Raw genomic sequence first — 11926 nt, 5'->3', positions numbered from 1 at the left:
TTCAATAACAGTAAAGAATTGACCTCTTCCCACAAAATGGGAGTATTATCCTACTTTTCGGTATTTCCCCTGTTATTATCGAACGGAATACTGGGCAATATTGTAACTTTAACCGTGGGGATTGAAGATGTAATGCCTTTAAAATACAAGTTGCTTTGATAAAAAATATACATAATCAAATATTGGAGAATTATTTTAAAAGGGCGATCGATTCCTATCACAGCTGTATCGAACTAGAAGAGAATTCTTGCTTATTTAATGAAATAGCTAAATCTGCTAGTGATGTCCAACTTGAAAGGGATTCGATAAAATTTTTATATAACGATATGCGTAGTGAGAACTATGTCATCGAAATCCGGTTGAATCTGTTGTCAAAAGAGTCAAATGTCGGCTATTATGCATTGATCCTAAATGAAGAAAATCAGGAATTGGACGATTACTTAGTTTTCAATCAATTTTTATAATGTTAACATATAACTTTCGGATACTTTTTCAAAACCATACTTACTGAAAAAATGATGCGCACCATGATTATTGACGCCACTTTCCAGCATGATAAAACTAACATTCCAGTTTTTGGATTCCTGTATAACGCCTTCCAACAGTTTGCTTCCAAGAGACTGGCCTCTGACAGATCCATCCAAAAGCATGTCCTCTAACACCGCATATTTTTTAAAAGGGCTGCTGATCACAGTAAGAACAAGCATGCCCACAATTTTTCTAAGCTCGTTTTCTACAATCAGAATCTTAAGTTGTGAAGTCCCGCTATAATCATAATCGTTCATAAGCTGTTCTGTAAATACAGCTCTGAGATCAGGGTTCCAATGCTTAGAATCGATGGCTCTGCCATACATGATTTCACTGTGTGAGATGTAAGAGTCTGTTTTGTGGGCGATAAAAAAATCTACAAGTTCTTCAACACGTGTTTTATCCGTCAGCCATTTCGTTGTATAAGTCATGAATGTATTATTTTAAATTTTTTAATTCTTCCAGAAGTTTATTCTGTTTATTAATGAAATGATCCAGACTATCTTTTTGTAAAGGATGTGCATGTTGGTATTTTTCAATTTCAGGGAGCGTTTTTCTGATTTTAAAAGCGGTATAGAGGCTTGTCAAGGTCTCACTATTTTTGTTGATCAGATCCATCCGTTCCTTGATATTTTTTACTTTAAGATCGTACTGGTCAGAACTGGCGGTAATTTCCTTTTCTACCTGTTGCCTGACTAATGAATCTGTGATAGATTTTATCTGGAGATGAGCATCCTGATAATATGAGGTAGAGGTGTTAAGTATATTTCTATAGACGGCCAAAGTTTTTTCGGTTTCCTCGAAGGTGTCTGCTATTTTGGTATTGAGCGCCGTCAGATTTTTATCATTTTTAATCAATTTAAAATAGATACTGTTTACAGTTACTTCGTCGCCCCGATAACTTTTTAGGGAACCGGAAACTAAAGAGCCTGCATTATCTACTACGTTGTCTGCAGGGGAATTATCAGCTTTATTTTCTCTACAGGAGAGAATAGATAACGCCATGACAGCAGCAAAAAATATTTTTTTCATACGCTATTTTTAGTGGTTTACAATTCATCATATCCCGTTGACTAAAATTAATCATTTCAATTCTATCACTGGCGATTAAAAGATATAATTTTATTTACTTATCGCATTTTGCGAGCGGTTGATGTGGTAGGGAAATTTATTAAACTAACTTGCTGTAATTTTATCCTTGATCGGATCTTTGGACACGTTACGCTGGATAAACATTCCGTGATGCAATCCGAACCCGATTTAAAGATTCATTCTGTTACACATAAGATTATGCAATCGATTTCGTTTAGGTGAAGTTTTATAATCTCAGATTTTATAAATAATTTATTGTAATGACGCTTTTTTAACAGCAGTCAGACTTGTTAACTAATTTTAATAAAACTTGTAATTATGATAAAAGCCTCACAATGTGCGATCTTATTGAGTGTTCTATTAAGCAGTTCTTGTTCTAAAAGTACCAGACCCGATTTAAAACTGAAGCAATACAACAGCCAAACACAAAGCGACAAAGACTTGCCCAATTTGAACCTGTCGGGAAGTAATGCTGCACCCTCGCAACACCTAGTGTATAGGTTTAAGAATGACGCTGTCTTGAAGATGCATAAGATTAAAATTACCAATACCGCCAAGACCGAATACTTTTCCGTACACAATTATCAGGGGGGCTATGCTGGATTGCAAGATACACCCGATCAGAATACACCCACACCTTATACCTTGATTGCATCTTTGTGGGATCTCAATACCAGTGCTGCGAACTATGCTTTTTATTCTTACAAGGCACCGACAACAGTGGCAAGTCGCTTTGGCGGAGAAGGAGATGGACAGAAAACCGTCAACCCTTACGGATGGGAATTAAACACCTGGTATAACGTGGTTCTACGATCATGGAAGGAGAATGGAAAAATTTACATTGCCAACTTTATCCGTAATGAAGCGACAGGGAAGTGGTTTCATACCTCCACGATTGGACGACAAGCTGAATCCGGATTCTTGGGTGTTGGCAATGGCGCATTTCTTGAAAATTGGGTAGGAGATAATCCTTCATGGGATGGTAGATTTCATCGCAAAGCATTCTTTAAAGATTGTTGGAACTTAGGTGTAGACAACGTTTGGGAGAAATCTACGAGTCGGTATTTTTCAGCGAATGACAATGACGCAGGTCGTAATGGTTATTTCGATCGCGCCTTTAATGCCGGATATGATGCGACAGAAAATGCACATTTTATGGAGCATGGTGGTTCCGTAACACCAGATGCCGCTTTTGGGACAGGGCGTACTTTAGATTTGCCGGAGCAAGCTAATCAGGGGACCGCTCCAACGCTAACGGCACTTAACAGCAGTAATGAATCCGCAAAATATCAAAGTAATAAAGTCATTGTATCCTGGGCGGTTAGTGATACCGGTTCGCCACAGTTAAGTTATAAAATTGAACTACTCGATCCTAATGGGGTGGTACTTGCAAATAAAGAATTGATTAGGCCAGAGAAACGTGCCGATACGTTGAATAATACCTTAGCCACAGGTAACTACAATGTTCGTCTGACCATTACAGATATTTTCAATAAGCAATCCACTGCGAAAACAGTTCGCGTGCTGAAATAGTGCAACTTGCTAAAAACAGAAAAGCTGTAGGATCCTACGGCTTTTTTATACTAAATGCTAATAGATATGGCATAAATATATCTTATTTAATAAGAAGTTTTAAGTAGTTTAATATTATTCCACTGTGCTCGGCTTCGTGAAAGTTAGCAGCTTGAAGTGCTTGAATGTGATTATTTATAAAGATACCAATCGGTAAGCTAAAGGGTTGGTATTTAACAAATATGCCTGATTCTAGATCTTTACTAAGTTGATTTACGGTATAAAGTAATAAATGTTTTATTTCATCAACGTCTGGAATATTTTTCCAAGTATGTGGGGAAGTTCCAATTTTGAACGCTTCCATAAACTCCTGTGATATGTACATGGGCAATCCACTACGCATATACATATGCCTCTGTTGAGATGTGATACAGTGACCAATTTGCCAAATTATATTATTGTTAAAGTTTTCTGGAATTTTAAATAATATTTTGTTATCAACTGTTTCTATTAATTGTAATAGCCTAGTTCTGCTAGCTTTTAAAATTTCAAATTCAAATAATTCCTTAGTCATATTACTGATTTATAACAAATATAAAGAAAGCAGAATGCTTTTTTTATTAAAAATAAGGTTCCTAACTGCGGCGTACCATACTTTTCGGTATCTCCCGCATACCCCTTACATATAGCTTGTTTTTCTCAGATAATCACGGCCATAGCCATACTTTTGCTTTATACATAAAAACAAGAGAATAGGGCAAGTCAATAAATTCCCAGAATGTGAGTCAGGGGAGGTCATCTGTTTCGATTAGCGGTCAAATAGGAGTAATAATTTTTATTTTAAAAGATAAATAAAAGGTCTATATTTGGTTGTGAAGACAGGTTCAAACTAAATGGTATATTAACCTATCGCCATGTAATCTATTTGAACTCTCAATGCAGACCTGTTTAAGCAGTAAATAGCAGTCTGAGTGTACAAAATCCAGACATTATATTAATTATAGCTTTACGGGTATCATCCAAAAGAACATATGAAAAAAGTATTATTATTAAATACACTGTGGATTCCATTGATCGGGTCAGCCCAATTACAGGCAGTTTTTAAAAATAAAGTAGACTCGATTTACGAAAGAAATAAGGATGCCATCGGAATTATTGTTCATGTCGAAGCACCCAAGCAAAATATTTCTTGGAGCTATGCAACTGGAATCGCAGATAGCAAAACAAATAAACCGCTAAATAGTCAACAACCTGTTCTCATAGCCAGTAATACAAAGCCTTACGTCGCTGCAGCAATACTCAGATTGGTCGAAAAAGGCAGCTTATCCATCGATCAGCCGATCAAAAATTTATTATCGGAGCGAACGCGTCAATTATTTGAAAAAGATGGGTATCTTCTGGACGCAATTACGATAAAGCATTTATTGTCTCATACATCTGGAATTCAGGATTATGTGGACGAAGATTATTTTAAATTCGTAAATCAGCATCCGACATACAAATGGAAAAAAGAGGAGCAAATCGAGAGATCGATTGAAATTGGAGATCCTGAGCCTGTAGGTGAAAAATTTAGTTACGGAGATATAAATTACTTACTCCTAACCGAAATTATTGAGCAAAAAACACATCAGCCATTTTATGCAGCTATTCGGGATTTATTGAAATACAAAGAACTCAATCTAACCAAAACCTGGTTTATTGATTTGGAAAATTATCCCGCCAACACCCTAGCACTTGCTCATCAATATGCAAGTGAGTATAAATGGGATTCGTACGCTATTAATCCTTCCTGGGATTTGTATGGTGGTGGTGGAATTGCCGCGACGGCCAAAGAATCAGCCCTATTTTTCCAATATCTATTTGATGGAAAAATCATTCAGGACAAACAGATCCTGAAAGCTATGCATACCTACGTTTTGCCTTCAGATCAATCCAAATACTGTCTGGGACTTTATCACTTTGATATGGGATTCAATGCTTACTACCATGGCGGTTGGTGGGGGACTGATGTTATTTATTCTCCGGAATCTGATGCTACAGTTACCGTTTTTACGTTACAAAAAAACTTTCAACATATTATTAATCCTGTTATCGGAAAGGAATTTCAAAAGTTATTGATTAATAAAGCAGAGATAAAATAGTTTTCTTTCCTGCCTTCTACTGTTACAGGCTTTTCAGTATCTCCCGCTTACATACACCTTGTTTTCCTCGGATAACCACCGTGGCAACCATACTTTTGCCACATACATAAAAACATAAAAATATGGCAAAGCAATGTATATATTTGAGTACTAAAAAGGTTTAAAGATGATAAAATCAATGAGAGCACAAATTATTACCATTGGAATTATAATAATGATTTTAAATTTGTTTGGCTGTTCTGAACGTACTAAACCAAACAATAATAAACCATCAATCCAGAATCCACTAACCGAGCAAATTATTGATACGACTTCAGATGATTTGTTATTAGACGTCGTTTATGATAATCTCTATCGTAAGTTATCGGCAACACATGATAAAGAATATGAAATTGTCTTGTCTTGGAACAAATCTAGGCAAGCAATATATATGATCAGCCAATTACAAACAGAAGTAAATAATGGGGGGTATAATCAATTTTATTTCAATTCAAGCGGTCAATTTGCTGCCGCACTGCCAGAAGCGTTGAAATTGGTCGGCGCTACTAAATTTGCTGACCTGACCGAGCGAGCAAATAGCACGTTTGAAAAAGAGAAATCAAAAATAACTAAAGATCAGGATGGCACGGTAGAAGGTTTTAGTAAATCCTACGAAAACAATCCGTTGAACAAATTTGACGAGGAATTCTACAAACTTAATGAAACCAAAGACTTACAAAAAATTCAGGTTGACTACATCCGAAAGAACAGGAAAGAGTTTACTGATTAAATCCTAAGTTAGCCCTATGCTGTACAATCCCTTTGAACAAGTCACCAAAAGTTTTTTCCTGAGCGGTCTATCTTTAAACTATTTTACCTCCATATACTGCTAAAAGACAACAACTATAGCGAAGATCTGAAAGATGAAGCAAGTTTAGTTGAATAAGCATTTGCTATATTCTCAAATAACATACAAATGGATAAAAGACTATATGATCGTATTCATCGTAGACATTGTTTTAAAAGAAATATAAAATAATATTATTTTTGCTAAAAATATTAGTGCGGATGTATTTGTTTACTTATATTTGTGTTGTTAACCAATTTAAAAACAACATATTATGAGTGAATTGAAGCAGTCTAAATATATCGATATCACGACGGATTATGGCTTTAAAAAAGTTTTCGGATCAGATACCAATAAAGATCTTCTGATCGCTTTCTTAAACGAGCTTTTTAGAGGGCGCAAGGTCATTGCTGATTTATATTATAACAAAAATGAGCATGTCGGAGATACAGAGGATGTCGGTACTGTTATTTTTGACCTGACCTGTCGGCAGATAAGGGCGAACGGTTTATTATTGAAGTGCAGCGCACGGCGCAGGATAATTTGAAAAAGCGCATGTTTTACTACAGTAGTAAATTGATAGCGGATCAGGCACCCAAAGGCAACCGAAGGGCTTGGAATTATGCAATTAGTGAAGTCTATATTATTGTATTGATGGATGGTTTTACGATGCCTGATGCGGGTGATGAGATGTATTTTTTACACGATATTTGTCTATGTTATCGGGATCACGGTAAAATATTTTACGAGGATCTGGGCTTTATATATGTGGAATTGGTTAACTTTGTTACAGCTGAGGCAGAGTTAGATAATGATTTGGATCGTTGGCTTTATATACTCAAAAACATGTCCTCGCTAAAGGGACTTTCAAAATATCTGCGTAAGCCGATATTTGAAAAGTTATTTCAGTTAGCAGAGTATAGCAAACTAAAACCGGAGGAACGAGAGATGTACAATGCAAGTTTAAGAAATAAATGGGATGCCGAGAGTATCCGAAGTAGTCAGGAAGAGCAATTGAAACGAGCACGCGAAAAAGCAATGGCCGAAGGAAGAGCAGAGGGAGAAGCCAAGGGAAAAGCTGAAGGAGAAACTAAGGCAAAAGCGGAGGTAATAAAAAACCTTTTGTCTTCGAATAAGTTTTCGAATTCGGAGATTGCCGAATTATCGAACGTCACTGTAGAATTTGTAAATGAGGTCCAGACGGAGATAGCTAAAGGAAAATAAAGCATATAACGATGTAAGGTTTTGCGGCCGCTTGGATACTGTCCAAGCGGCCTTTTTCTTTTTATAGGATAAGTTTCTCTGCTTTGAAGTTGCGCAATGCTGGTTTGATTTTCATTGACAGGGAAAATCGGCCCCTTTAAAAAGCTAGTATTCCAACTGAATTTCTCCATATAATTTTTTCTCCATCGACTGTGTCGAATCCTCGATAACCTTGTGTTACCATTTGCTGAAGAACTATGTCGAGTACCTGCGAAAAAGGGGTGTACATGACCATTTTTTGCTCAAAATGACCACTTTAAAAGATCGCTAATATCCTAATTTTGAAAAAAAAGGATATGAAAAGGTTTAAGTTGATACCCGATTTTCAAAACAGACAGAAGCTATCCGTCTGTTTTAAAATAGTTCTTATTTTGTGCTCCTTGTCTACGGCAACGGCACAGCAAAAAGTGGACTATGTACTTCCTAAGGCAGCCTTTAATTCAACGGAAGCTTATACAATGCTTGACGAAGGAAGCAATACCATAACAGGTACTATCTCATTTAAAAAAAGGGGATATGTCAACTATCCAAGCTATCAGTCCAAAGTTTTATTATATCCTGTAACAGCTCATCTTACCGAATTTATTGAACTGAAAAAGAAATACAACAGTAAGAAAAAGCAAGCAGCGATGACAAAAGAAGCGGCCATGGCCCGTATTGAAACAAAGACAATTGATGACAAGGGAAATTTTGTGTTTACCAACCTGAAACCAGGAAAATACTATGTGGTGAGTCTAGTGATATGGGAAAAAGTGCGTGGTAACAAAGTTCAATCTGGGCCAGTCATAGCCAACTATAATATGCTCGGAATACAGATGGGGGGAGGTTATGTACCCGCAGAAATGCGCTATGAATCAAGCGCCTATGAGGAAGAAGTTGGTGACTACATTGAGGTAGCTGCTGATCATAAGCCCAATGTAATCAATATCGCGAAATAAAGCGGGTAATCTCAACGCCTATCACTCTTTATGGAATTAATTAAAAAACTAAACAGATGAAATCAATTGCCATATTTCTCATAAACCTGTCCCTTTACTTGGGTGTTGTTGAATCGAAAGCCCAGAGCATCAACTTTCCGGATGAGCAATTCAAAGCAGCTCTAATTGCCCAGGGGATTGATGCCAACGGGGATGGAAAAATCCAAAAATCAGAACTTACGCAAATTAAAAAGCTTCATGTAAATAATGCAGATATCTCCTCATTAGAGGGTATTAAAAATTTTATTAGTCTTGAAGAGCTTGCATTTCTGAATAACCATTTAACCACTGTTGATCTTGAAGGGATGCAACATCTTAAATATGTTTATGGAAACAACAATAGGATTAAACGACTCCTATTGAAAGGCTGTACAAACCTGGAAGTGATTTTTATGGACCAAAATGAATTATCTGTTTTGGACCTTTCTGGGCTCGCAGCGTTAAGGGATATACGGATCAATGTAAATAAGCTGACATCAATTGATCTGAGCAAAAAAACTAAATTGGAGCGTGTAAACCTTTTCAGAAATCAGTTGACGACATTCAACGCTGAGGGATCTCTTGAACTTAAAGAGCTGGACCTTTCGAATAATCAAATAACCGAAATTGATCTGAGGCCTTTTTCCAAGCTTAAAGATGCAGATCTGAATGGTAACCCACTGCAAAAGATCAATGTGACGGGGCTTGCAGCATTGGAAAGACTCTATTTTGAACCACCAATCTTTAGGCCAAGTGCGATTACCCAATTTAATACGAGTGGACTTATAAACTTAAAAGAGTATAAATGGTAAGTCAAACAGGGGCATCGGAGTCGGAAGAATAATAAGTTCTTAAAAATAGTACCGCGTTTAAATAGAGGTTACTGATATCCCTTCAGAAGTTCATATTCACTGAGGGGAAAATCATGTTTAGACCATTTTTTCTTATAGCCTTCTGATCCATTCTCATTCCATATTCTTATCAGATTCTCCCGTACCAAATTAATGTATTTCGGTAGGGTAGTAGCTCCCGAAAGTATAATTTCAAAATTGTCTTCACTTATGAGGTGCCAACTAGCCCAATCTTTATACCATCGGAGTTCATAGGAAATGCTAGCGCCACTTTTTTTCAATATAAGTTTATGCTCGCCAGGTTCATCCATAAAAACAACTGATTTTTCACCTTTAGTTCTTAATTCAATTGCAGATTGTGCCAATTCCTTCAACGAATCGTGAAAAAAGGAAATATTGAGTGTGACAGTCTTTTCAATATTGCCAATTTCAAGAGCGGCCCAGCCTCCATTATGTAATATGTATTTTAAGGTGAAAACTGATTTCATAGTTTTTAGCAATTTCCTCCACAATTTAATAAGAATATATTATATCTGTGAGATTTGGTATTTCAAATCTCGACTTTTCGGTATCTCTCCTATACCGCTTACATACACCTAGTTTTACTCAACAAGTCAAGCACACAGCCATACTTTTGCTATACACATAAAAACAAAAGAATATGGCAAATCAATTTTTAATTAAAGACACGATGGTGGATATGCGCGGCTTATCTGCTTGTGAAATCCTGGCATTACAGAGCGGATGCTGTGCAGGAGTGGAACTATTGGGGTATTATGAGAAAGGAGATACCCCAACACCCATTATTTACTCACTGAGTACAACTTTACTGGCAGACAACGGCGGGAGTATTGTCGAAACGGGAGGTATTAAACTGGAACATCAATTTATCGAACATGTCAATGCACTTTATTTCGGTGTCAGTGTCTCACTAACTGATAATGCAGCTAGATTGGCTGTGTTTTTTGACTATCTAAAGGAAAACAAAGCGCTAGAAGGCATTTTACCCATCGGAACGATCGCCTATAGTCAGACGCTAAACTTTGTTTTCGAAGGTGCCAAACTCAGAGGACAGGGAAAAGGCACCATATTAAAGTTTACTGGATCTGCAGACAAAGCTTTTGAGATTGATGCATTTAAAGGCGGTACCGAAACGACCCAGTTTATCAACAATATCACCATCAGCGATATCGTCTTCTCCGGAAATGCCAACACTACCATTACCTTATACCTTAGGGGCATTGCACGGAGTAAGTTCTCCAATGTGTGGGTAGGCGATGGCAAGAATAGCAGTGATGGATATGGTTGGTACCTCGCTTCCGTACAGCTGACACAATTTTTGGGCTGTGGGTGTAGCAAGTATCTCACCCCGATGACGAGCGTCCCATATGCAGGTATATTTATCGGCTTGGGACAGCGTGGTAGTATCACTGCTGGTAACAGCACTAACAACACATTTTATCAAAACTATTTTGAAGGTTTGGGCATTGGTGTATTGATGTCCCAAGCTGACGAAAATACCTTCATCGGCGGTAGCGCAGAAGCCAATAGTGTATATGGTATCGTTGTTGGTAAGGATTGTAAAGTAAATACCTTTATCGGTGTCGGATTGGAGGCCAATCCTGTCGATGTTTCCGATAGTTCGAGTTATAGTACCTATACCAATTGCTATTTCGGGAATATCCTGCGTATAGGCAGCACAGCCAAGCAGATTTCTGTTGTTGGAGCGATGATCGGACGGATTGAAATACAGGATGGAGCACGATATATTGAAATCAAGAATTCCGTCTACAACCGATTTAAAAATGGAGCAAAAGGAATTGTTGATTTAGGGGAGCGCACATCCTTTGTTAATGTAGAGGATTTTGACTCAGAAAAATTTATAAAACAAAACATAGAGATCGATGGGACAGTAGCTAGCGATTCATATAAGGTAAAGGAAAAAAATGATATCCTTACGCCAATTAACAGCATTAATCCCATAGGAGGATTTTCTCCAATTATCGTCAAGGAGGCGGCGCCATTTTGGCCAACCCTAGGTGTAGCACTAGGAGTTGATAGAACAGGGAATTTCAATGATACTAATTCCATAAGTTCCTTTCGGATATATTCTAAATCAAACACCCTGGATGAACTATATTTTACCAAAAAGCTTTTTGGTACTGGAGCGATAACGGATTGGTCGCCCTTACGTAGGCTTATTCACGACAATAATCTCGCAACCACCACGGTTAAAGGCATTGTCTCACAGTCTGCGGTAGTAGCCAATGTAGTCGCGAGTAACAGTGCAAAATCAGTTCTTAATGATGCTGCAGATTTAGCTACTTCCGTAGCCCTGGTGAATGACCTGAAATCCAAATACAATCAGGCTGTAGACTTGATCAACGAGTTGAAGGCTCAGGTAAATACGAAGTTACAGTCAGATCGAGCGAGTGGTCAACAAGCAAGTTAACGATATTGAACCACTAGCGATAAGGAATATTCGCAAGAATAACGGATCTAAAAACAAAGTTGAGAAATACGGGTGTCTGGGCAATCGAGTTTCGACTAATTGAGGTAAAAATAATCATGCAGTATTCAGGTAGAATACTGCATGATGCATTTATACTAAAGTAAAGGTAAATATATTGTATATTGATACCATTTTAATTTACATGAAGACCATATTTGCCTTTTTAGTTTTTCTGCTATTCGCTTATGCATTGTTCACGCCAAGCAATAAATTGTTAGGTAGATGGGTTTTAGACTTTGCATTGA

At 37.3% G+C, this 11926-nt stretch carries 11 protein-coding genes and 1 pseudogene; 8 read left to right on the top strand and 4 right to left on the bottom strand.

From position 1 onward, the window contains the following. Positions 1–326 precede the first annotated feature (326 nt). Positions 327–464, top strand: a complete 138-nt coding sequence (locus ABFX33_RS18125) for a hypothetical protein (protein ID WP_257091420.1) — start codon at positions 327–329, stop codon at positions 462–464. Here ABFX33_RS18125 and ABFX33_RS18120 read toward each other — a convergent pair. Both ABFX33_RS18120 and ABFX33_RS18115 read right to left on the bottom strand, forming a co-directional pair. Next, positions 459–959: a GNAT family N-acetyltransferase gene (locus tag ABFX33_RS18120; protein WP_120257106.1), complete on the bottom strand. Its 501-nt coding sequence runs from the start codon at positions 957–959 to the stop codon at positions 459–461. The genes ABFX33_RS18125 and ABFX33_RS18120 overlap by 6 nt on opposite strands. A gap of 7 nt (positions 960–966) precedes the next feature. Beyond that, complete coding sequence (locus ABFX33_RS18115; protein ID WP_346087282.1) at positions 967–1560, bottom strand: hypothetical protein; 594 nt, start codon at positions 1558–1560, stop codon at positions 967–969. Positions 1561–1938: 378 nt separating this feature from the next. Between ABFX33_RS18115 and ABFX33_RS18110 the strand changes: the two genes are divergently transcribed. Further along, a complete protein-coding gene (locus tag ABFX33_RS18110) occupies positions 1939–3153 on the top strand; it encodes a DUF3472 domain-containing protein (RefSeq protein ID WP_346087281.1) in 1215 nt (404 codons plus the stop codon). 82 nt (positions 3154–3235) lie between these two features. Here ABFX33_RS18110 and ABFX33_RS18105 read toward each other — a convergent pair whose 3' ends face one another. Continuing rightward, positions 3236–3706, bottom strand: a complete 471-nt coding sequence (locus ABFX33_RS18105; RefSeq protein ID WP_120257109.1) for a DinB family protein — start codon at positions 3704–3706, stop codon at positions 3236–3238. Between the two features lie 457 nt (positions 3707–4163). Here ABFX33_RS18105 and ABFX33_RS18100 point away from each other — a divergent pair, with 457 nt between their 5' ends. From ABFX33_RS18100 to ABFX33_RS18075, 5 genes and pseudogenes are all read left to right on the top strand, one after another. Then, positions 4164–5273: a serine hydrolase domain-containing protein gene (locus tag ABFX33_RS18100; protein ID WP_346087278.1), complete on the top strand. Its 1110-nt coding sequence runs from the start codon at positions 4164–4166 to the stop codon at positions 5271–5273. A 178-nt stretch (positions 5274–5451) separates the two neighbouring features. Beyond that, positions 5452–6042 (top strand): DMP19 family protein, encoded by a 591-nt coding sequence (locus tag ABFX33_RS18095; protein WP_346087277.1) that lies wholly within the window; start codon positions 5452–5454, stop codon positions 6040–6042. A 331-nt stretch (positions 6043–6373) separates the two neighbouring features. Beyond that, positions 6374–7323 (top strand): annotated as a pseudogene (locus ABFX33_RS18085) (Rpn family recombination-promoting nuclease/putative transposase). 335 nt (positions 7324–7658) lie between these two features. After that, a complete protein-coding gene (locus ABFX33_RS18080; RefSeq protein ID WP_346087272.1) occupies positions 7659–8300 on the top strand; it encodes a hypothetical protein in 642 nt (213 codons plus the stop codon). A 56-nt stretch (positions 8301–8356) separates the two neighbouring features. Further along, positions 8357–9130: a leucine-rich repeat domain-containing protein gene (locus tag ABFX33_RS18075; RefSeq protein ID WP_346087270.1), complete on the top strand. Its 774-nt coding sequence runs from the start codon at positions 8357–8359 to the stop codon at positions 9128–9130. A gap of 68 nt (positions 9131–9198) precedes the next feature. Here the strand turns inward: ABFX33_RS18075 and ABFX33_RS18070 are convergent, their stop codons facing one another. Beyond that, positions 9199–9657, bottom strand: coding sequence for a hypothetical protein (locus tag ABFX33_RS18070; RefSeq protein ID WP_346087268.1), 459 nt, complete (start codon positions 9655–9657; stop codon positions 9199–9201). A gap of 173 nt (positions 9658–9830) precedes the next feature. Here ABFX33_RS18070 and ABFX33_RS18065 point away from each other — a divergent pair, with 173 nt between their 5' ends. Continuing rightward, complete coding sequence (locus tag ABFX33_RS18065; RefSeq protein ID WP_346087266.1) at positions 9831–11621, top strand: hypothetical protein; 1791 nt, start codon at positions 9831–9833, stop codon at positions 11619–11621. The last annotated feature ends 305 nt before the right edge of the window (positions 11622–11926 follow it).

Origin of the sequence: Sphingobacterium ginsenosidimutans (assembly GCF_039536865.1) — a bacterium.
In the GTDB taxonomy this organism is placed as follows: domain Bacteria; phylum Bacteroidota; class Bacteroidia; order Sphingobacteriales; family Sphingobacteriaceae; genus Sphingobacterium; species Sphingobacterium detergens.
Note: the sequence above shows the minus strand (reverse complement) of the source record. Positions and strands in the feature narration are given on the sequence as shown.

Coding starts and splice junctions, on each gene's coding strand:
- ABFX33_RS18100 (WP_346087278.1), top strand. CDS start 4,164: ATGAAAAAAGTATTATTATTAAATACACTGTGGATTCCATTGATCGGG.
- ABFX33_RS18095 (WP_346087277.1), top strand. CDS start 5,452: ATGAGAGCACAAATTATTACCATTGGAATTATAATAATGATTTTAAAT.
- ABFX33_RS18110 (WP_346087281.1), top strand. CDS start 1,939: ATGATAAAAGCCTCACAATGTGCGATCTTATTGAGTGTTCTATTAAGC.
- ABFX33_RS18120 (WP_120257106.1), bottom strand. CDS start 959: ATGACTTATACAACGAAATGGCTGACGGATAAAACACGTGTTGAAGAA.
- ABFX33_RS18080 (WP_346087272.1), top strand. CDS start 7,659: ATGAAAAGGTTTAAGTTGATACCCGATTTTCAAAACAGACAGAAGCTA.
- ABFX33_RS18115 (WP_346087282.1), bottom strand. CDS start 1,560: ATGAAAAAAATATTTTTTGCTGCTGTCATGGCGTTATCTATTCTCTCC.
- ABFX33_RS18065 (WP_346087266.1), top strand. CDS start 9,831: ATGGCAAATCAATTTTTAATTAAAGACACGATGGTGGATATGCGCGGC.
- ABFX33_RS18125 (WP_257091420.1), top strand. CDS start 327: ATGCGTAGTGAGAACTATGTCATCGAAATCCGGTTGAATCTGTTGTCA.
- ABFX33_RS18070 (WP_346087268.1), bottom strand. CDS start 9,657: ATGAAATCAGTTTTCACCTTAAAATACATATTACATAATGGAGGCTGG.
- ABFX33_RS18105 (WP_120257109.1), bottom strand. CDS start 3,706: ATGACTAAGGAATTATTTGAATTTGAAATTTTAAAAGCTAGCAGAACT.
- ABFX33_RS18075 (WP_346087270.1), top strand. CDS start 8,357: ATGAAATCAATTGCCATATTTCTCATAAACCTGTCCCTTTACTTGGGT.